19 protein-coding genes, 1 rRNA gene and 1 pseudogene are annotated in these 19,756 nt (G+C 71.5%); 10 read left to right on the forward strand and 11 right to left on the reverse strand.

The genetic code is table 11. The features are described 5' to 3' along the window. Positions 1–201 (reverse strand): 16S ribosomal RNA (locus BLT59_RS16485); the annotation flags it as partial. Positions 202–1,548: 1,347 nt separating this feature from the next. On the opposite strand from BLT59_RS16485, the gene BLT59_RS16490 reads away from it, so the two are divergent. The 4 genes and pseudogenes from BLT59_RS16490 to metB all read left to right on the forward strand — a co-directional run bounded on the left by BLT59_RS16490 (position 1,549) and on the right by metB (position 6,128). Beyond that, on the forward strand, positions 1,549–3,243 hold the full coding sequence (locus BLT59_RS16490; protein WP_091782345.1) for a putative bifunctional diguanylate cyclase/phosphodiesterase: 1,695 nt from the start codon (positions 1,549–1,551) through the stop codon (positions 3,241–3,243). 27 nt (positions 3,244–3,270) lie between these two features. After that, positions 3,271–4,206: a BLUF domain-containing protein gene (locus BLT59_RS16495; protein WP_091782348.1), complete on the forward strand. Its 936-nt coding sequence runs from the start codon at positions 3,271–3,273 to the stop codon at positions 4,204–4,206. Positions 4,207–4,482: 276 nt separating this feature from the next. Next, a pseudogene (locus BLT59_RS16500) lies at positions 4,483–4,866 on the forward strand (cytochrome b/b6 domain-containing protein); the annotation flags it as partial. Between the two features lie 101 nt (positions 4,867–4,967). Next, on the forward strand, positions 4,968–6,128 hold the full coding sequence (gene metB / locus BLT59_RS16505; RefSeq protein WP_091782778.1) for a cystathionine gamma-synthase: 1,161 nt from the start codon (positions 4,968–4,970) through the stop codon (positions 6,126–6,128). Positions 6,129–6,137: 9 nt separating this feature from the next. On the opposite strand, the gene BLT59_RS16510 is transcribed toward metB, so the two are convergent. Continuing rightward, a complete protein-coding gene (locus BLT59_RS16510) occupies positions 6,138–6,896 on the reverse strand; it encodes a hypothetical protein (protein ID WP_091782354.1) in 759 nt (252 codons plus the stop codon). Positions 6,897–7,270: 374 nt separating this feature from the next. Here BLT59_RS16510 and BLT59_RS16515 point away from each other — a divergent pair, with 374 nt between their 5' ends. The 3 genes from BLT59_RS16515 to BLT59_RS16525 all read left to right on the forward strand — a co-directional run bounded on the left by BLT59_RS16515 (position 7,271) and on the right by BLT59_RS16525 (position 11,465). Continuing rightward, positions 7,271–8,251: a hydroxyacid dehydrogenase gene (locus BLT59_RS16515; protein ID WP_091782356.1), complete on the forward strand. Its 981-nt coding sequence runs from the start codon at positions 7,271–7,273 to the stop codon at positions 8,249–8,251. A 296-nt stretch (positions 8,252–8,547) separates the two neighbouring features. After that, a complete protein-coding gene (locus BLT59_RS16520) occupies positions 8,548–10,893 on the forward strand; it encodes an Orn/Lys/Arg family decarboxylase (RefSeq protein ID WP_091782358.1) in 2,346 nt (781 codons plus the stop codon). Continuing rightward, a complete protein-coding gene (locus tag BLT59_RS16525) occupies positions 10,893–11,465 on the forward strand; it encodes a GNAT family N-acetyltransferase (RefSeq protein ID WP_091782361.1) in 573 nt (190 codons plus the stop codon). Before BLT59_RS16520 ends, BLT59_RS16525 begins: the two co-directional genes overlap by 1 nt. A gap of 150 nt (positions 11,466–11,615) precedes the next feature. Here BLT59_RS16525 and BLT59_RS16530 read toward each other — a convergent pair whose 3' ends face one another. The 3 genes from BLT59_RS16530 to BLT59_RS16540 are packed head-to-tail and all read right to left on the reverse strand — an operon-like array spanning position 11,616 to position 13,439. Then, positions 11,616–12,200: a YceI family protein gene (locus BLT59_RS16530; RefSeq protein ID WP_091782363.1), complete on the reverse strand. Its 585-nt coding sequence runs from the start codon at positions 12,198–12,200 to the stop codon at positions 11,616–11,618. Continuing rightward, a complete protein-coding gene (locus BLT59_RS16535; RefSeq protein WP_091782366.1) occupies positions 12,197–12,814 on the reverse strand; it encodes a cytochrome b in 618 nt (205 codons plus the stop codon). Before BLT59_RS16535 ends, BLT59_RS16530 begins: the two co-directional genes overlap by 4 nt. Positions 12,815–12,830: 16 nt before the next feature. Beyond that, a complete protein-coding gene (locus tag BLT59_RS16540) occupies positions 12,831–13,439 on the reverse strand; it encodes a YceI family protein (RefSeq protein ID WP_091782369.1) in 609 nt (202 codons plus the stop codon). 102 nt (positions 13,440–13,541) lie between these two features. Here BLT59_RS16540 and BLT59_RS16545 point away from each other — a divergent pair, with 102 nt between their 5' ends. After that, complete coding sequence (locus BLT59_RS16545; RefSeq protein WP_091782372.1) at positions 13,542–14,498, forward strand: LysR family transcriptional regulator; 957 nt, start codon at positions 13,542–13,544, stop codon at positions 14,496–14,498. 173 nt (positions 14,499–14,671) lie between these two features. Then, positions 14,672–15,034, forward strand: a complete 363-nt coding sequence (locus BLT59_RS16550; RefSeq protein WP_091782375.1) for a cupredoxin domain-containing protein — start codon at positions 14,672–14,674, stop codon at positions 15,032–15,034. A 16-nt stretch (positions 15,035–15,050) separates the two neighbouring features. Here the strand turns inward: BLT59_RS16550 and BLT59_RS16555 are convergent, their stop codons facing one another. The 3 genes from BLT59_RS16555 to BLT59_RS16565 form a co-directional block, all read right to left on the reverse strand. Continuing rightward, positions 15,051–15,593, reverse strand: coding sequence for a hypothetical protein (locus BLT59_RS16555; RefSeq protein WP_244514025.1), 543 nt, complete (start codon positions 15,591–15,593; stop codon positions 15,051–15,053). A gap of 340 nt (positions 15,594–15,933) precedes the next feature. After that, a complete protein-coding gene (locus BLT59_RS16560) occupies positions 15,934–16,140 on the reverse strand; it encodes a hypothetical protein (protein ID WP_091782380.1) in 207 nt (68 codons plus the stop codon). 226 nt (positions 16,141–16,366) lie between these two features. Beyond that, positions 16,367–17,167 (reverse strand): spermidine synthase, encoded by an 801-nt coding sequence (locus BLT59_RS16565; RefSeq protein WP_091782383.1) that lies wholly within the window; start codon positions 17,165–17,167, stop codon positions 16,367–16,369. A 156-nt stretch (positions 17,168–17,323) separates the two neighbouring features. On the opposite strand from BLT59_RS16565, the gene BLT59_RS16570 reads away from it, so the two are divergent. Further along, entirely contained in the window at positions 17,324–17,575 is a 252-nt protein-coding gene (locus BLT59_RS16570) for a hypothetical protein (protein ID WP_091782386.1), read from the forward strand. A 9-nt stretch (positions 17,576–17,584) separates the two neighbouring features. Here BLT59_RS16570 and BLT59_RS16575 read toward each other — a convergent pair whose 3' ends face one another. The 3 genes from BLT59_RS16575 to BLT59_RS16585 all read right to left on the reverse strand — a co-directional run bounded on the left by BLT59_RS16575 (position 17,585) and on the right by BLT59_RS16585 (position 19,742). Further along, positions 17,585–18,040, reverse strand: coding sequence for an SRPBCC domain-containing protein (locus BLT59_RS16575; RefSeq protein WP_091782389.1), 456 nt, complete (start codon positions 18,038–18,040; stop codon positions 17,585–17,587). Between the two features lie 80 nt (positions 18,041–18,120). Beyond that, the gene (locus BLT59_RS16580; RefSeq protein ID WP_091782392.1) at positions 18,121–18,420 is read right to left on the reverse strand and encodes a hypothetical protein; all 300 of its coding nucleotides are present in this window, start codon (positions 18,418–18,420) and stop codon (positions 18,121–18,123) included. A 47-nt stretch (positions 18,421–18,467) separates the two neighbouring features. After that, on the reverse strand, positions 18,468–19,742 hold the full coding sequence (locus BLT59_RS16585) for a Zn-dependent hydrolase (RefSeq protein WP_091782394.1): 1,275 nt from the start codon (positions 19,740–19,742) through the stop codon (positions 18,468–18,470). Positions 19,743–19,756 lie beyond the last annotated feature (14 nt).

Genomic DNA, 19,756 nt, shown 5'->3' on the forward strand with positions numbered 1-19,756 from the left:
GCCGATCTTCCGGCAGTAAACCTTTCCCCAAAAGGGCGTATCCGGTATTAGCCCTAGTTTCCCAGGGTTATTCCAGACCAGAAGGCACGTTCCCACGCGTTACTCACCCGTCCGCCGCTGACCCCGAAGGGCCCGCTCGACTTGCATGTGTTAAGCCTGCCGCCAGCGTTCGCTCTGAGCCAGGATCAAACTCTCACGTTGAAGAGATTGATCTGGCCGATCACATTATTCTCAGACGGAGCCTCACATCGACCAAGTGCCAGACGCTTCACAGCGCCAAAACACCCGTCGGTGAGCTCAGAAAGAAGAACAACAGATCAGCACAAGTCTCTCACGCCAGGTCCTAAGACCCAGCCGCAAGGACAAACGCCGCCCGCGTCTCCCTTCCTCATTCCAACTTGTCAAAGATCAGTAATCACTCTCGTAATTACCGGCTGAGGAGAAGTCAAGTACCTCGGCTTTCGCCAGATCTACTTTTCTAAACCCCGGGAAGTCCGTCCGACCCGCTCCGTTTTTCTTCCGGACCGCGTCGGGAGGCGCCGTATAAGCCGCCCCAGACTTCCGTGTCAACCGCCCATTTTCCCGGCGAAAGAACCGAACCGGCCGGGCCGGATCTCGGCGCCTCCGTCGACGAAGCGCAGCGTGGAACGGCCCGGAGGCCCTTCGGTGCGGCGCTGGACGATGGACGCTCCCTCAGCCGCCGGGTTCGGGTCGAGCCTGCGCCCGCGCCCGACAGCGTCCCGACCCCGAAGGGTCGATGCTGGCCGGTGATGCTGATGGAAGTTCCGGCCGACGGCGTGCCGTCGTGTCCGGTGAGGCGGATTTAGTGGTGGGGGCGGCGATACGCAAGGGGTCCCACGCAGGACGGCCAAGCCCGGGACGCACACCTCCCGGATGGCGGTTGCCGCCCGCGCAGAGACGACGCGGCCGGCCCCAATCTGCGCAAGGCGGGCCGCGGCCGCATCGCCTTTGGCCTTCCGTCGCGGGGCGCCGACGCGGATCATCCGGGCGCGAGTCCATCCTGTCCTGAGATGGTCCTGGCCGGGTATGCGTGCCGCAACCTCCGGCGACATCGTCACCCTGCAGGCGTATCGGGCCGGCGGCCAGGCTACGCCCCATCCCGCCCTGGCCGGAATCCCGGCAGACCTTGCTGCACGCCTTCGACACCCTGCCGCGCGGCCTGGAGCCCCATTTTGTGCCGGGCCGGTCCACGCGGAGGGGCCGAGCCCGGCGACATGGGTCAGGTCGACATCCTCGACCTGAGGTTCCGGCTCGCCTACGGGGGCGTCGGGCACGGGGTGTTAGGGCGACGGCAACGAGGGCGTCCACATGATGCGCCCGAAGAGCGCTCCGACCCCGTCCTGAGCGCCCCCGGCGCGGGCCTGCCCGGGCCCGGAGGCCGGCCGCCAAGACAGCTCGCCGAAGGCCTTAACCTAGGTCAATACCGTATTTATCGTCTCCTTAAACACGGAATTAGTATCTTCCGGACTATCGGATTCCGGTTTTCCTGCCGTGCGCCGCCCGGCGGCTCACTCGAGGCCACCTGGCATGCGCCCGCATCCCCAGCCTGCCATCCTGCCGCGCCGGGACGCGGCGCGCGATCCCCTGCTCCCCTATCTCGACGCGGTTCGGCAGGGCCTGCTGATGATCGACCGCACCGGGCTGGTCGTCATGGCGAACGCTCCGGCGCGGCAGCTCCTGGCCGGCCTGACGGTCACGCTGCGGGTGCAGGCCGCCGCGATCCCGCTGCTGCGGGCCCTGCGGGACGGGACCGCCCCGTCGCGGCGCGCCGTCCTGCGCAATCTCCGCCATGCACTGGCCCGGCGGCAGCCGGCCATGTTCGAAGTGCGGCGCCGGGACCATACGGTCCAGGTGGAGGTCCGTCCCCGCGCGGAGGACGGCTGGGTCGTCACACTCGAGGACGTCAGCACCCGCAAGGCCACCGAGGCCCGCGCCGACGCGATGGCGCGGCGCGATCCGCTCACCGGTCTGCCGAACCGCCTGCTCCTGCGCGAGCGTCTCGCCGAGGCCCTCGCGCGCCTCGCGCGGACCGGCGAGTGCTGCGCCCTGCTGCTGATCGACCTCGACCGGTTCAAGCCGGTCAACGACACGCTCGGCCATCCGGTCGGGGATGCGCTGCTGGAGACGGTCGCCGACCGCCTGCGCTCGACGGTCCGGCCCACCGACACGGTGGCGCGGATCGGCGGCGACGAGTTCGTCATCCTGCAGGCCGGGATCCGCGACGCGTCGGGCACGCAGGCGCTCGCCCGCCGGGTCGTGGACCTGATCGGCCGGACCTACATGGTGGAGGGGCATCTCCTGACGATCGGCGCCAGCGTCGGCGTGGCGCTGGCCCCCGAGGACGGGACGGATGCCGACAAGCTCCTGAAGAATGCCGACCTCGCCCTGTACCGCGCCAAGCTCGACGGCCGCAGCACCTACCGGTTCTTCGAGCCGGAGATGGATGCGCGCATGCAGACCCGCCGGAAGCTCGAACTCGACATGCGCCAGGCCCTCGCCCGGCGGGAATTCCAGCTGCATTTCCAGCCGCAATTGCAGCTTGCGAGCGGCACGCTGATCGGCTGCGAAGCCCTGATCCGATGGCGCCACCCTGAACGCGGGCTGGTCTCGCCCCTCGACTTCATTCCGCTGGCCGAGGAGATCGGGCTGATCGTCCCCATCGGCGAATGGGTCCTCCGCCAGGCCTGCCGCGACGCCATGACCTGGCCGGACCACATGTCGGTGGCCGTCAACGTCTCGCCGGCGCAGTTCAAGAGCGACCGGCTCGTGGAGACGATCATCTCGGCCCTGGCAGGCTCAGGGCTGCCCGCCCGGCGGCTGGAAGTGGAGATCACCGAGGGCGTGCTGCTGCAGGAGAACGAGAAGACGCTCCAGACCCTGCACCGGCTGCGGGAACTCGGCGTGCGCGTCTCCATGGACGATTTCGGCACCGGCTACTCGTCGCTGAGCTACCTGCGCTCGTTCCCGTTCGACAAGATCAAGATCGACCGCTCCTTCGTGAAGGATCTGACCAGCAAGCCCGACGGCGAAGCGATCATCCGGGCCATCGCCGGCCTGGGGAAGAGCCTGGGCATGACAACGGTCGCCGAGGGCGTCGAGACGGCGGAACAGATGCAGCGCATCCGCCTGGAGGGCTGCACCGACGTGCAGGGCTACCTCATCAGCAAGCCCGTTCCGGCCGAGGACCTGCGCCAGGTCTTCGCCGGCTTCCCGCAGGCCTGACCCCCCTCCCCTTCCGGACGCATTGCCATGAGCGACCTCTACCGTCTGGTCTATGCCAGCAAGAACCTGCTCCAGGGCCCGGAGCCGGAGGTGATGGCTGCAGTCCGGCAGATCCTCGACGCATCCCAGCGGAACAATGCGGCGGCCGGGGTCACCGGCGCCCTGATGTTCAACGCGGGCGCCTTCGCGCAGGTGCTCGAAGGCCCGCGGCGGGGCGTGGAGGCGACCTTCGAGCGCATCCAGCGCGACCTGCGGCACGACGACGTCACGGTCCTGCAATGCGGCCCGGCGGAGAGCCGCGCCTTCGGCAACTGGTCGATGGCGTTCGTGGGCCGGTCGACCAGCGGGCAGGCCCGCTTCAGCAGCCTCTCGGCCGAGAGCGGCTTCGACTTCGCGCGCCTCGACGGTGACCGGGTTTTCGCCATGCTGCACGGGCTCGTTCTGGAGGAAGAGGGATTCCCGGCCGTCGTGGCCGCCCCCGCAGAGATCAACGGCGCGGAGACCACCGGCGCTGAGAGCGCGCCCGAGCCGCGCGCGGCTTCCGGACTCGACGTCGCGCAGGTGCGGGCCGAGATCGCGCAGCTGCGCCCGGAGCCCGCAGCGCAGGTCGCCCCGCCGGCTTCCGGCGGATCGGACCGGACGCCACCGGTCGGCCCGATCCTGACCCGGCCTGCCGGAACGCGCGGCGCGACCGAAGCCGCGCTCAGCGTGCTCAAGGCGGCCCTGGCGAGTGAGCGGCAGCGCACGACCGACCTGCGGGCGGAGATCGACGCCCTGCGCATCGCGCTGGCCGCTTCCGCGGACCGGCTCGAGGCGATGCGCGACGAGAGGGACCTGTGGGCCGGACGGGCCGGCCTGCTCGCCCGCGCCATGGCGCAGGAGGCCGAAGGTGCGCGGGGCGCCGCACCGGCCGAGGCCGGCCAGACGCCTCCGGCGGCGACGCGCGAGACCCGCGCCGCCTGAAACCGCCGCGGCGGGCGGGCGAATAGGCGTCATCGTGGCCAGTCCCGAGGGACCCGATGACGCGGCTGCACGACCTGACGGGCCCCCCGGCATGACCGGGGGCGCCCTGCTCCTGCGCCTGTCCGCCATCGGCGCGGTGCTGGCCGGGACCGCCGGTACCTTCGCGTATGCCGGCGGCTGGCTCTCCCGTGGAAGTCGGCACCCTGACCCTCACGGCGGCGATGCCGGAGGCCGCCTCCACTTGCCGCGACATCAATTTCGATCCGCTGGTGCTGCCGGCCGGCAAATCACTGGCGCCATGCGCCGCCGCCCCTGCCGGCGGAGCTTCCGGGCTGGCAGAGGCGCGCCGCCCACGGCTCGCACATCCTGCTCTACGGCCTCATGCTGGCCCTGCCGCTCGTCGGCTGGGCGATACTGTCGGCGGCGCGCTATCCCGTTATCCTCGCCGGTCCGGTGGTCCTGCCGCCGATCCTGCCGCAGGATACGATGCTTTACGCGGTCCTGCGCCGACTCCACACCGTGCTGGCCTACGGGTTGTTCGGCGTGGTCCTTGCGCACCTCGGGGCCGCGCTGCTGCACGCGCTGATCCGCCGGGATGAGGTCGTCGCCAGCATGGCACCCCGGCGGTCGCGCCGCAGAGAGCCGACCGGCGGAGGATGACGGCTCAACCGTTCTCTTGAAAGTCTGATCCGTTCTCCATAAAGAACGCACGCCCGATCGGATTGGACGGTGCGGGCGCAGTCTGGGTGGAGGACGAGACGATGTCGGAGGGATTAGCGGCCCGGACCGTTGCGGCAGCCAACGGCGTGGCCCAGGACGCGGCCTTCGGCGCGGTGATCGCACCGATCCACCTGTCGACGACCTTCAAGTTCCCGGCCTTCGAGCAGGCCGGCCCCTATGATTACTCGCGCCTGGGCAACCCGACGCGGGATGCCCTCGCCGACACGATCGCCAAGCTCGAGGGCGGCGCCCGCGCCGTCCTGGTGGCGAGCGGCATGGCGGCCCTCGACCTCGCCCTGTCGAGCCTGCGGCCGGGCGATCTCCTGGTCGCGCCGCACGATTGCTACGGCGGGACGCACCGCCTGCTCAGCTTCCGCGCGGACCGGGGCCATTACCGCGTCGTCTTCGTCGACCAGACCGACCCGGACGCGCTGGCGGCGGCCCTGGCCCAGGGGCCGAAGGTCGTGCTGATCGAGACGCCCAGCAACCCGCTGATGCGCGTGGTCGATGTCCGGCGCATCACCGCGGACGCGAAGGCGGCCGGCGCGCTGGCTGTGGTGGACAACACCTTCCTGTCGCCCGCCCTGCAGCAGCCGATCGCCCTCGGGGCGGATCTGGTCGTCCATTCCACCACCAAGTTCCTGAACGGCCATTCCGACGTGATCGGCGGGGCGGTGATCGCCGCCGATAAGGCGGTGGGCGAGGACCTCGCCGCCTGGGCGAACACGATCGGCGTCACCGGCTCGCCCCTCGACGCCTACCTGACGCTCCGGGGCCTGCGCACCCTGTTCGTGCGGGTGGAGCAGCAGCAGCGCAACGCCGCCGCCCTGGCGGCTTTTCTGGATGCCCATCCGGCGGTGGCCCGGGTGCATTATCCCGGCCTGCCCACGCATCCGGGGCACGCCCTGGCCAAGGCGCAGCAGGCAGGCTTCGGGGCGATGCTGAGCTTCGAGCTGGCCGGCGGCCGCGCGGCGGTGAAGACCTTCGTGGAGGCCCTGCGGGTGTTCACGCTGGCCGAGTCGCTCGGCGGCGTCGAGAGCCTGATCGCCCATCCGCCGACCATGACGCACGCGGCGATGGACCCGGAGGCGCGCGCCATCGCGGGCATCACCGACGGGCTGCTGCGTCTCTCGGTCGGCCTGGAGGCGGAAGCCGACCTGCTGGCCGACCTGTCGCGGGCCTTCCAGGCCCTGGACGGCTGAGCCGGCCGGTCACTCCTCCTCGACCACGCTGAACCCGGATTCGTCCTCGACCACCCGGAAACGGGAGAGCTGCACGGTCCGGGAGCGCTCGGCCGCCTCGTCGCGGCACTTGTCGACATGGGCGGCGCGGTTGACCACCTGCAGGTTCGGCGCGCCCCAATAGCCGAGGAGCTCCGGCCAGGGCGCGTCCCGGTGCTCCCGCCAGACCCGGTAGAGCGGCAGCGTGTGGTCGACCTCGGCCGTTTTCAGCAGGCGCTTGCCGGTGGTGGTGCAGCGGTGACGCTGGCGGAGCTTCAGCGCCCGGACCTGGGCGTGGGGCGCGATCCAGAACTTCCACGCCGCGACACAGGCCGCGTGCCAGCCGGCCTTGGTGTTGGGCGCGCCGCCCGCCCAGAGATCCCGGTGCCAGCCGAACCGGTAGACCGGCTGGCCGCAGATGCAGCAGGCGCCCCGCCCGCGGGCGAAGGCCGGATCGCGGAAGGGGGCCGGTGGCAGGCGGAAGCTCCTGGCCTGGCCCGCGCCACCGAGCTGCCAGATCCAGCCCTCCGGCGTCCCGGAGCGAGCCGCGAGCGCCCGGGCGAGCCGGTCGGCCCTGAGGATGTGGTTGCGCCAGTAGCTCTCGACGGCGAGCCGCGGCGTCGGCGGGATCAGGGGGCGCGCGAGGGCGTGCTGCAAGACCGGCGCCGGGAAGATGGCCGGGAGGGCCTTCTCCAGTCGCGCCCGGGCCTGCACGTTGCGGAGGGTGCGCCAGCTCGATGTCGTCGTCATGCCGGACCGGTGGTAACCTGCCGGGCGCCGCGCCGCGACGGCGCCGCTGCAACAGCGGGCCCCTCCCGGTTTGCCGGCGCGATACCGCCTATTGTGCCGCGCCCGCCTCCGACGAGTTCGGCGCCCGCGCAAGGGTTAAGAGAATGTTTCCCGTGAAACATCGGCCGATCCGGCGGCTCCGGCACGCCGCTGCCCTCTAGCCCGGCCAGGCTCAAAGGCCCACCGTCGTCGACGGCAATTGGGTACGCGGTTGATGCCGCGATAGACGCGACAGAAATCGGGGCGCCCCGTTGCCAGGGCTGCACACCCCGCCTAGACGAGCCGGCGCAAGGTCTGCCCGTCACCCATCCTACTTCGCAGAGGCGATCTGTTCCGTGATCACCGGTCCGTGCCTCATCGTCCAGCCGATCCACGCGGCGGGCCTCGACCGGTTGCGCGCGGCCGGGCTTGAGCCGCGCCCGGCGAGTGGGACCGACCCCGAGACGCTGGCCCGCGAGGTCGGCGACTGCGTCGCCGTCATCACCCGCAACACCGGCTTCCCGGCCCGCGCCATCGCGGCGGCGCCGGTCCTGCGGGTGATCGGCGTGCACGGCACCGGCACCGACCACGTCGCCACCGCCGAGGCGACCGGGGCCGGGATCGTGGTGGTCAACACGCCCGGCGCCAACGCGGTCTCGGTGGCCGAGCAGACGCTGGCGCTGATCTTCGCCCTGGCCAAGGCCCTGCCGGAGGCCGACCGCTCGGTCCGGCGCGGCGACGACAGCTTCAAGTTCACCGCCCGCCTGGTCGAGCTCGCCGGCCTGACGCTGGGCCTCGTCGGCTTCGGGGCCATCGGGCAGGCGACTGCCCGGCTCGGCGCCGCCCTGGGCCTGCGGGTGCTGGCCTACGGCCCGAGCCGCCCGGACGCCGACTTCGCCAATGCCGGCGCCCTGCGGGCCGCCTCGGTCGATGCGCTCTTGGCCGAGGCCGACATCGTCTCCCTGCACGTGCCGCTCACCCCGGGCACCCGCGGCGTGATCGGCCGGGACCAGCTCGCCCGGATGAAGCGGGGAGCCTTCCTGATCAACACCAGCCGCGGCGGCCTGATCGACGAGGCGGCCCTGGTGGACGCGCTGGAGGCCGGCACGATCGCGGGCGCCGGGCTCGACGTCTTCGCCCAGGAGCCCTTGCCGGTCGACCACCCCCTCGCCCGCCAGGAGCGGGCGATCCTGACGCCCCATGTCGGCGGCTCCACCGGGGCTGCCCTGATCCGCACCGCCGAGACCGCCGCGACCCGCGTGGTCGACGTCCTCGCCGGCCGGCGGCCCGGCGGGCTGGTCAACCCGGCCGTCTGGGAGCGGCGCCGCGCGCCGTGATGGTCCCCCTCTCCCGTGCGGGAGAGGGTTGGGGTGAGAGACCCGTCGCTTCGGGATCGCGCGCCGTCGCCGCTCGCCCACCCGCGCGACTCGTCCGGAGAGCACGCATCCCTCACGCTGTCCCTCTCCCGCACGGGAGAGGGGACGCGCGGCCGATCCTGACGGCGCGGCGCAACTGGCCGGCCCGGATCACGGTGTTTCGTCCGCACCGCGACCGCCCGCCGCGCGCTCTGTCATGCAATCGTCGCAGACGGGCCGGAAAGCCACCCGCTGCATCCGAGGCCAGAGAGGGCTCCATGGACTTCCACCGCCGCTTCACGGTCCTGATGTGCGCCCCGGCCTTCGATCCGGACGATCTCGAGGGCGCGCGCCTCAATCAGATCGTGGCGGCCGTGGAGAGCCGCGGCTTCGAGGTGGTGCGCGCCCGGCGGGTGGAGGACGCGGCCATCGCCGTCCAGACCGACGCGGCGGTCGGCTGCCTCGTGGTCGACTGGGGCAAGCGCGGCCTCGACGGCAAGGCCGCCGCCCTCATCGACATGATGCGCCGGCGCGGCCTGGAGATGCCGATCGTCATCATGGTCCGCCGCAAGCGGCTGGAGGACATCCCGGTCGAGCTCCTCGACTTCATCGACGGCTACATCTTCCTCGCCGAGGAGACGCCGGAATTCATCGCCCGCGGCCTCGTCAGCCGGGTTACGCAATACGCCGAGACCCTCAAGACGCCGTTCTTCGGCGCGCTCGTCGACTACGCCGAGAAGGGCAACCAGCTCTGGACCTGCCCAGGCCACAACGGCGGCATCTTCTATAACCGGTCCCCCATCGGCCGGATCTTCGTGGAGCATCTGGGCGAGGCGATCTTCCGCGACGATCTCGACAACTCGGTCCTCGATCTCGGCGACCTGCTGACCCACGAGGGCCCGGCGCTAAAGGCCCAGAAGGAGGCCGCCAAGATCTTCGGGGCGGAGAAGACCTACTTCGTCCTCAACGGCACCTCGGCCTCCAACAAGATCGTCCTGTCCTCCCTGGTGGCGGAGGACGACCTCGTCCTGTTCGACCGCAACAACCACAAGGCGGCCCACCACGGCGCACTGTTCCTGGGCGGCGGCATCCCGATTTTTCTGGAAACGGACCGGAATGCGTACGGCCTGATCGGGCCGATCTTCCACGAGGCCCTCGACGAGACCCGGATCCGGGAGAAGATCCGCCGCAACCCGCTGGTGACCGATCCGGAGGCGTGGCGCCGGGAGCGGCCGTTCCGCGTCGCGGTGATCGAGCAGTGCACCTACGACGGCACGATCTACGACGCGCAGGAGATCCTGGAGAAGATCGGCCACCTCTGCGACTACATCCTGTTCGACGAGGCCTGGGCGGGCTTCATGAAGTTCCACCCGCTCTACGCCCGCCGGTTCGCCATGGGGCTGACCGGGCTCGACGAGACCTCGCCCGGCATCGTCGCCACGCAGTCGACCCACAAGCAGCTCGCGAGCTTCTCCCAGGCCTCGCAGATCCACACCCGGGACGGGCATATCCGCGGCCAGACCCGCCGGGTCGAGCACAAGCGGCTCAACGAGAGCTTCCTCGTCCACGCCTCGACCTCGCCCTTCTACCCGCTCTTCGCCTCCCTCGACGTCGGCGCCCAGATGATGAAGGGGCGCTCCGGCATGATCCTGTGGGACGACACGATCCGGCTCGGGATCGAGTGGCGCAAGAAGGTCCGGGCGATCCGGCGCGAGTTCGAGGAGAACGAGCGCGACCCGGCGCGGCGCTGGTTCTTCGACCCCTTCGTGCCGGACGTGACGGTGAACGCCGACGGCGCCGAGGTGCCGTGGGAGAGCGTGCCGACCGACGAGCTCGCCGCCACGCCGCGCCACTGGGAGCTGAAGCCCGGCGCGCGCTGGCACGGCTTCACCCACGTGGCGCCGGGCTACGCGATCACCGACCCGAACAAGCTCACCGTGCTGACCCCCGGATTCGACCGGCAGACCGGCGCCTACGCCCAGCACGGCGTGCCGGCGCCGGTCGTGGCGCAATACCTGCGTGAGAACCGGATCGTCGCCGAGAAGAACGACCTGAACTCGCTGCTCTTCCTGCTGACCCCGGGGGTCGAATCCTCGAAGGCCGGCACGCTGATCTCGGGCCTCGTCGCCTTCAAGCGGCTCCACGACGACAACGTCGCGCTGGAGGAGGCCATGCCGGAATTCGTCAACCGCCGGCCGAACCGCTACCGGGGCGTGCGCCTGCGCGACCTCTGCAACGAGCTCCACGCCTTCCACCGGGAGGCCGGCACCTCGGCACTGCAGCGGCGGCAATTCGCCCCCGAGCACCTGCCCGAGATGGTGATGCCGCCGAAGCGCGCCGCCCAGCTGCTGACGCGCAACAAGGTCGACTACGTGCCGATCGCCGAGGCCGAGGGGCGGATCGCCACCACGCTGATGCTGGTCTACCCCCCGGGCATCGGCACGGTGCTGCCGGGCGAGCGCCTGGACGAGCGGGCCAAGCCCATGCTCGACTATTTCAAGATGTTCGAGGCCTCCGCCAACCTGTTCCCGGGCTTCGAGGCCGAGATCCAGGGCGTCTACCGCGAGGTCGACCCGGACGGGCGGATCCGCTTTCACACCTACGTGGCGCGGGAGGGCGCCTGATGGAGATCGAGGTCGAGACGCCCGGCCCGGCCCGCGCCTGCCCCGACATCGTCATCCGCGCCTCCTCGGACGCCGATGTCGAGGCGATGGTGGCGATCTACGAGCACCACATCAGCCGGGGCGTCAGCGACGTCGGCGTCGCCGAGGAGGACCGGCTGCTCCCCGACGACCTGAAGCGGCGGCGCAAGACCATGCGCAAGAAGCGCCTGCCGCACCTCGTGGCCGAGCGGGACGGCGCGGTGGCGGGCTACGCCTACGCGGTGCCGTTCCGGAAGCGGCCGGCCTACCGCTACACGCTCAAGCACTCGATCTACGTGCATCCCGACCACCTCCATGCCGGGATCGGCCGGCGGCTGCTGCCGGCCCTGATCGAGGCCTGCGCGGCGGGCGGCTACCGCCAGATGATCGGCTACATCGACGCCGAGAACGCGGCCTCCCTGCGGCTCCACGAAGCCTGCGGGTTCGAGCGGGTCGGCTACCTGCGAGCGGTGGGCTTCAAGTACGGCCACTGGTCGGACAGCGTCATGGTCCAGCGGGCGCTGGGCACCGGGTCGGAGGACCGGCCGGGGTAGCGGGCCGGGACCGGGCCGCCGTCTTCGCGAGCGGAGCGAAGCGATCCAGCAGCGCCGGGTTCTCCGAGGTCGCGTTGCCCTGGGTCGCTTCGCTGCGCTCGCGAAGACGGAGCGCGTGACACACGCCGAAGGATTCGACCGGGGCCGGGATCAGTGGCCGGTCGCCGGCCGCGCCGTCGCCACGATGTCGATGTCGACCCCGACGTCGAGCGCCACCCACTGGCCCGAGGCCCAGGCCCCCTGCCCGACGCCGAACTCTGTGCGGACGAGACCGACGCGCCCCACGGCGTGCGCTGCCCCGCCGTCGAGGGTCAGGTGGAACGGCAGCGTCACCGGCCGGCTCGTGCCGCGGATCGTCAGCGTCCCGATCGCCGCGTAGTCGCCCTGCCCCTTGTCAACGAAGCGGGTCGCCTCGAAGCGCGCCTCGCTCGCCGCCTTGACGTCGAACCAATCCTTCTGCGGCAGGGCCTCGTCGCGCTGGACGTCCCCGGTCCGCGCGCTGGCGAGGTCGACCAACACGAGCGCGTGTCCCGCTTCGGGCTTGGTGGGGTCGAAATCGACCGCGGCCTTGAACCGCTCGAACCGTCCGGTGAAGGGCACGCCGACCTGCACGCCGGAGAACCGGATGGCGCTCCTGGCCGGATCGACCGCCCATTCGGCGGCGGCCGCCGGCAGGGCCGCACCCGGGAGCGCAGCCAGCAGCGCCGCGAGCAGGCAGAGGTGACGCGGGTTCATCGGGTCGACTCCACGGTGGGGGCGGCGGTCGGGGCGACCGGCGGCCGGTGCCCCGGCAGCATGCGGCGCAGCACGTCGTCGCGCAGGAGGAGGTGGTGGCGCAGGGCCGCCGCCATGTGGACGGCGAGCAAAGCCGCCAGGAACCACGCCCCCAGGGCGTGGACCCGCTCGAGGAGCCCCTCGGCGGCGTCCGGGTCGGGGACGAGGTCCGCCAGCGGCAGGTGCGGCCAGGGCACGAGCCCGTACAGCACCGTCGGGATGTTGAACGGCGACAGCGACACCACGGCCCAGCCGGTCAGGGGCAGCCCGACGAGGAGCAGGTACAGCAGGGCGTGCGCCGCCGCGGCCGCCCTCCGCTCCCGCGCCGGCATCCCGGCCGGGTGCGGCGGCGGCCGGTGGGTCAGGCGCCACAGGACGCGCAGGGCCGTCAGCGCCAGCACGGTGACGCCGACGGATTTGTGCCACTGGTAGAGCTGGAACTGGCGCAGCGGCGCCAACCCCGCATGGGTCATGATCAGGCCGAGGCCGATCAGGACGAGCACGCCCAGCGCGCTCGCCCAGTGCAGCAGGATCGCCACGGCGGAGTACCGCCGCGCGGGAACCCCGTTCGCCATGGCGGATCCCCTCAGGTCAGTCCTGCTTCTCGAAGGCGCCCGCGATCGTGAGGTGCAGCTCGTCGCCGATCAGCGGCACGTAGGTCTTCACCCCGAACTCGGAGCGCTTGAGCGTGCCGGTGGCCTCGAAGCCGACCGTGTATTTCTTGCTCAGCGGGTTCACGCCGGCGCCGACCAGCGTGACGTCGAGCGTCACCGGCTTGGTCACGCCGTGGAGCGTCAGGTCGCCCGTCACCTTCGCGTGGTCCTTGCCGGCGGGCACGACCTTGGTGGACACGAAGGTCATGTCGGGGAACTTGGCGGCGTCGAGCCACTGGTCGCCCTTGAGCTCGTCGGTGAGCTTGGCGCTGGTGGTCGTCACCGAGGCGACCGGGATCTTGACCGAGAGCTTGGCGGTGGACGGGTTCTTCGGCTGCAGCTCCAGCGTGCCGGACACGTCCGAGAAGCCGCCCGCATAGTTCGAGAAGCCCATATGGGAGACGCGCCAGCCGACCTGGGTGTGGCCGGGGTCGACCGCGTAGGTGCCGGCCTGGATCTGGGCGGGGTCGCGGGTCGGCGGCGTCTGGGCCAGCACCGGGGTGGTGACCAGCAGGGCCAGAAGGCCGGAGGCGAGAATCGACTTCAATTGTGTCTCCTGCAGAGCAGACGGTCGCGCCGCGATTCGCTGCGCCGCAGCAGCCCTGTAGACCCGTTCACGCCACCGGTTGAGCCTGCTATCCGGAACCCCATGGTTGCGAGAACGGAAACCTTCCGGGGCGGGCTCGAGGATGTGCGGGCCTTCTGCGCCGTGGTCGATCTCGGCACGGTGACGGCCGCGGCCGCGAGCCTGCAGGAGACCAAGGGCAGCGTCAGCCGGCGGATCTCCCGCCTGGAGCGGGCACTGGGCGCCCGGCTGATGGCCCGGACCTCCCGGGCGGTCTCACCGACCGCCGAGGGGCTCGCCTTCTACGCCAAGGCCCAGGAGAGCCTGACGCTCCTCGACGAGGCGGCCGAGACCGCCCGCGACGCCCGCACGGTGCCGGCCGGGCACCTGCGGATCACGACCTCGATCGATTTCGGGATCGAGGTGATGCCCGAGATCGTCGCGAGCTTCCGGGACGCCTACCCGCAGATCACCGTGGAGATGCTCAATACCGACGCGCGCCTCGACCTCGCGGCCAACCGGATCGACCTCGCCCTGCGGCTCGGCGGCGCGGAGGAGACCGGCTACCGCGCCATGGTTCTCGCCACCCTGGCCCTCGCCCTTTACGCCGCCCCCGCCTACCTGAAGCGCCGCCCGGCCCCGACCGACCTCGCGGGACTGCGCGACCACGACCTGATCCTCGCCCGGGAGCGGATCGGCTCGGCGGGGCTGACCCTCTCCGACGGGCACGGCCGCACGGAGCCGCTCTCCCTGAGCCCGGCGATCCGGGTCAGCGACTTCGCGACCGCACACCGGCTCACCCTCGCGGGCGCCGGGATCGGCCATCTCCCGAGCCTCGTGGCCGCCCGGGCGGTGGAGGCTGGGGAGATCGTGCGCGTGCTCAGCCCCTGGGCGACCCGCAGCAGCCGCCTGCGCGCCGTCACCCTGGCCGGGCGCGAGTTGCCGGCCCGCGTCCAGGTCTTCCGCGAGCATGTCCGCGCCGTCCTGGCCTCGCGCGAATGCCCCCGCGATGTCGTGGACGGTGACGGCGGACAGCGATAGGGCCGCCCCTCCCGGGTTCAGGACGCCGAGCCTGCAAAGGTCGAGATCGGTCCAATTTGACCGATTGCTGGCGCGACCGCTTAAGGGGTTTCGCGCATGCAGCGGAGGCCCGGACCGCCCGGCCATCATTCCGCACGGTCTGGCCCCTCTCGTTTCACGTCCGGATTCCGCTCATGGCCCTTCGCAGGAGGTGCCTGCGCCCCCTTCTATTCTTCGGGACGCTGGCCTTGATCGGAACGGGCATCGCCCTGGAGGCAGCCTGGGCCTCGTTGCCGGCCGCGACCCGGATCGTCCTGCAGAAGGGCAGCCGGTACTGGCCGACCGACCTGTATCTGCGCCGCGGCGACACCATCACGCTGCGAAACGGCGACGCACGCCTGATCCATCATGCCTTCATCGAGGCGGATCGGTTCTCGTTCGATGCCGGCGATCAGTCACCCGGCGCCGAGACGCGCCTGATCTTGGCTACCCCGGGCGATTTCATCATGCAGTGCGGCATTCACCCGAAGATGAAGCTCACGCTCCACGTCGAATAGGGCGCGGAATCCCGGGTCAGCCGTCGCGTCCGAGTCCGAGACCGCGGATGATGTCGCCGATCGGATCGATCCTCGCGGAAGGGTCCGCGGCGACTGGTGCGGGCTGAGGCGCGACCGCGGTAGCGGCCGCCCGATCAGACTGGGCGGTGCGCACGATTGCGGCATGACGGAGCCGGGCAGCCCGGTGCGGGCCGCGCTCCGCACCCTTCGGCCGGCGCGCCGCCACAGCCTTCCTCGGCGCTTCGGCCAGGCTCGCCATCTCGGCAGGAAGCGGCGCGGCCGGCATCGCGGTGGAGGGGACCGCGGCGGCGATCCGCGGCACCGGAACAGCTGCCAGCGCCCCTGTGGTTTCCGGTGCGGTCATTCGGGCCGGCGGATTGACCCAGGCCGTTGGGGCGATCGGTGCCCCGGCAGTCACGACCGGACGTGCGGGGCGCGTCTGCACTTCATAGTTGCCCGGATGCAGAATATGCGCAGCCGCCACCAGCCCGAATACGGCAACGGCAGTCGTCCCAAGGGTGGAGCGATAGTGTTCCATGGCGGAAAAACGTACCGCCAAGCTCCCGGTTCCGCAGGGCCGGAACGTCTGCCCGCATCGGGATGACCGGCCCAAAGAAAAAAGGCCACTCCCGAAGGAGCGGCCCGAAGTCTAGGGAGGAAACGCCCAAGAAGGGCAGCGGGATCGCGACGCCATCGCCATCCCGCAGTGCAGAGATAGGATACCGCATTGCGGCATGCAATGGATCGAGGCCGCCAAAGGCATGCATATGTGCCCTGGTGCAGCGGCAAAGCCATGCGCGCTCAGCATGCCGCAAAGGACGCACTCTCGGTGGAATGACGGCCCGCAACGCAACGGGTTGCAGCCGGAGCTGAAAACCGAGGCGCGAGCGGCGTGGTGTTCAAGCCCCGCCGGGCCGGCCATCCGGGCCGATCAGCCGCTCGATCTCCGCCTCCGCGACGGCGCGCGCCGCGTGTTCGGAAGTATACGGGCGGTACGACCCCCGGACCAGCTTGCCACGGTCGCGGATCGCCCAGGTGAAGCGGCCGGGATCATGCCGGCTCGGCCTGACCTCGACCGTGTAGAGATGCCCGTCCGTCGCACCCATGCGCAGAATGTGCGGAAGCCATCCACATCGGGACAGGGGGTGCGACCGTGGGCGGCAGCCGTGATCGCTGGATCCGTTCCCGATTGGGTCGAGACGGGGGCGATAGCCGAGCCCGTGCCGAACGAGGCACGGATCCCCTCTCCCACACGGGAGAGCGGGCATGTCGCGGCTGTCTCGACCAGAGACGCCTGCCTTCCAGACCGTCGCAGCACGATCGGCAACGGCCCTAGCGCGCCGGCCGCTTGCGGCCCGAGGCCGATCCGCGCGGTCCGGAGCCACCGGCGTCCCGGTCGACGCGCCCGCCCTGGATCGGGCTCCCGGCGCGGCCCTCGGCCCGAGCCTCGACCTGCCCCTCGGTCCGGGTCCCGAGCCAGACCACGTGCTTCGGACCGCTGCCGCGGCCGCTCGCATGGACTCGCATCTCGTCGACCGCGAAGCCGGAGCGTTGGAGGCGGCTCTTGAACTTCCGATCCGGCGCGCCCGACCAGACACCCAGGATGCCGCCCGGCCGCAGGGCCCACCGGGCGCGCTTCAGGCCCCAATTGTCGTAGAGCCGGTCGTTCGACTTGCGCATCAGCCCCTCCGGGCCGTTGTCGACGTCGAGCAGGATCGCGTCGTACCGGTCGGGACCGGCCTGGATCAGGCGGTTGACATCCGCCTCCTGCAGGTCGACCCGCGGATCATCCAGGCAGCCGGCGAAGACATGGGCCAGCGGCCCCCGGGCCCAGGCGACCACCGCGGGCACCAGCTCGGCCACCACCACCTGCGCCTCCGGCCCGAGGCCCTCGAGCGCCGCGCGCAGGGTGAAGCCCATGCCGAGGCCGCCGATCAGGATCCGGGCCCGGGGCCGGTCCTGGAGCCGCGCGCAGGTCATCGCGGCGAGCGCGACCTCCGAGCCGCTGCGCCGGTTGTTCATCAGCTCGATCGTATCGGCCAGGATCGCGAACTCGTCGCCGCGCCGCATCAGCCGCAGGTCGGTGCCGCCGCCCGGCACGGAGCCGGTATCGAGATGAACCCAGGGTATCACGCGCGCGTCCTCGTTTGCCGGCGCCCGTCCCGGACGGGCGTGCGGAGAGATCGTGGCAAGAGCGCGGTGGCGCGCGAGCCCGGCAGTGCGCGCCGCGCAACCCCCCGCCCGGCGACACGTCTTGCCGCGACCGATTCCGGCGGCGTATCAGCACCTATGGCCAAGCGCATCAAGTCGAGACCGCAGGAGCGGGGCTCCGTTCTGTTCGATATCGTCTTCACGGACGGCTCACGGGCCTCGAACCGGCGCGTGCCGGCCGAGATCCTCGGCGGTCTGGACGGCGACGAGCCGGCCCGGCAGTTGATCGCCGAGCAGGAGGAGGAGATCGCCCGCAAGGCCGGCCGGCCGGGCCGCGCGATCGAGAGCCTGACGCGCTCACCCATCGTCAAGCCGAAGCCGGTCGTCTGACCGGCCGGGTCAGACGCTCTCGGCCATCCGGCGTGCGACCTCGTCCCGCAGAGCCTCGTTCATCGCGGTGAACCGGGCTTCCAGGCGCGGGCGCAGCCAGGGGAACAGGCCGGGGGCGAGCAGGCCCGCGACGGTCTCGGACTGCACGAGGCGGACCCCGTCGGCGGTCTCGGTGATCCGGACGTCGTGGTCGCCGGTGAGCAGGGGCGGCACGGGGACGCCGCCGCGCCACGTCAGCCGCCGGCCGGGTTCCCAGCAGGTCACGGTCACCTGCCGCGCGCGATAGGCGCGGCCGTTCAAGGTTCGCTCCAGCCGCCAGCGCGCGCCCTCGCGCAGGCGGCCTTCCGCCTTGCGGATATAGGGGTTCCACGCCGCGTAGGAATCCAGATCCGTCAGTACGGACCAGACCAGTCCGGCCCGCGCGGGGATCGTGATCGCCGCGCTGCTGACCCTGCCGCCCGTCATGCATCCCCTCCCGGTGGCCCGGCGCCCGTTCGCGCCGGCCGTTTCCTGTTCCCGGAAACGCGCGCCGCCCGCCCTTCGGTTCAGACCGCGCCCTCGACCACCTCCAGCGCCCGCAGGATGGCGAAGCCGATCCGCTCGGCCTCGGCCTCCGCGTCGGCGGGGAGCAGCGCCACGGTCTCGACCCCCCGCTCGTCCTCCGGACCGACCACGATCCGGAGGATGTCGCCCTCGACCGCCGACGGGTCCCGGATCAGGCCAACCCGATGGCCGGCCCCCGTGCCGAAAACGCGCAGGGGTGCCTGGTCCAGATCGGGCTCCGGTTCCGGCGCGGGGCTGCGGGGGACGCCGAAGGCAGGGCGGATGACGTTGTCGTCGGACATGCGGAACCCAGTCTCCGTTCGTACGCGGATGCCGGCGCGGGCGGTGCTCAGGCCTGCTTGTGCCGGCGACCCGAGAGGCCTGCCGTCGCGAGCACCGCGTCGGCCAGCACCTCCAGGCCGGCCCCGGCCCAGGCCGGCGTGATGCTCTCGGCCTCGTTGTGGCTGATCCCGCCGTGGCAGGGGCAGAAGACCAGGGCGGCCGGCACCGCGCGGGCGCAGTAGACGGCGTCGTGGTAGATTGCGGTCGGCATGCGCGTCCAGGCATGGCCCCGCGCCTCGGCCGCCGCCTGGACGCGATCCACCAGAACCGGATCGAACGGGGTCGGCGGCGCCCGCCAGAACTCCGCGACCTGGATCGTGACGCCGCGCTCCGCCGCCAGGACGCCGGCCCGGGCGCGGATCTGCGCACCCATCGCCTCCAGCTGCGCGGTATCGCCGTGGCGGGTGTCGAGGCTGAACCAGACCCGGCCGGGCGTGATGTTGCGGCTCGCCGGCTCCGCCTGCAGCACGCCGACGGTGGCGCGGCCGCGCTCTCCGCCCGCGCCGACGGCCGCCCCGGCGATGCCTTCCAGCGACGCGATCAGCGCCGCCGCGGCCATCATCGCGTCGCGCCGGCCGGCCATGGGGCTGCCGGCATGGGCCTCCTCGCCGAGCACCGTGATCTCGTACCAGATCTGGGCGAGCGCCCGGTCGACCACCCCGATGGTGAGGCCGGCATCCTCCAGGCGCTTGCCCTGCTCGATGTGGAGCTCGAAATAGGCGCCGATCTCCCGCAGGCCGGCCGGATCCGCCGCCCCCGCCCAGCCGATGCGCCGCAATTCGTCGCCGAAGGCGTGGCCCGCAAGGTCCCGGGTCGCCAGGATGTCGGCCTCCGGGACGATGCCCATGGCGACGCCGCTGCCGCTCATCGGCGGCGCGAAGCGCGCGCCCTCCTCGTTGCACCAGTTGATCAGCAGGAGCGGCGCCTCGGTCTCGATCCCGGCCTCGTGCAGGGCGCGCATGATCTCCAGCCCGGCGAGGACCCCGAGGGGGCCGTCGAACTTGCCGCCGGTTGGCTGGGTGTCGAGATGGCTGCCGACGGCCACGGGCCTGCGGCCCGGATCGCGCCCGGGGCGATGGAAGATCATGTTGCCGACCCGGTCCACGGTGAGCGTCAGCCCCGCCGCCTCGCCCCAGCGCCGGAACAGGGCGCGCCCCTCGGCGTCGCGGTCGGTCAGGGCTTGCCGGTCGTTGCCGCCGTTGGGCAGCGAACCGATCCGGGCGAGGTCCATCAGGCTGTCCCAGAGCCGATCCTGCGAGAGCGGGAGGTTGATGCGGTCCATGGCGCCTCTGCCGA

Source organism: Methylobacterium sp. UNC378MF (genome assembly GCF_900103195.1).
GTDB lineage: Bacteria > Pseudomonadota > Alphaproteobacteria > Rhizobiales > Beijerinckiaceae > Methylobacterium.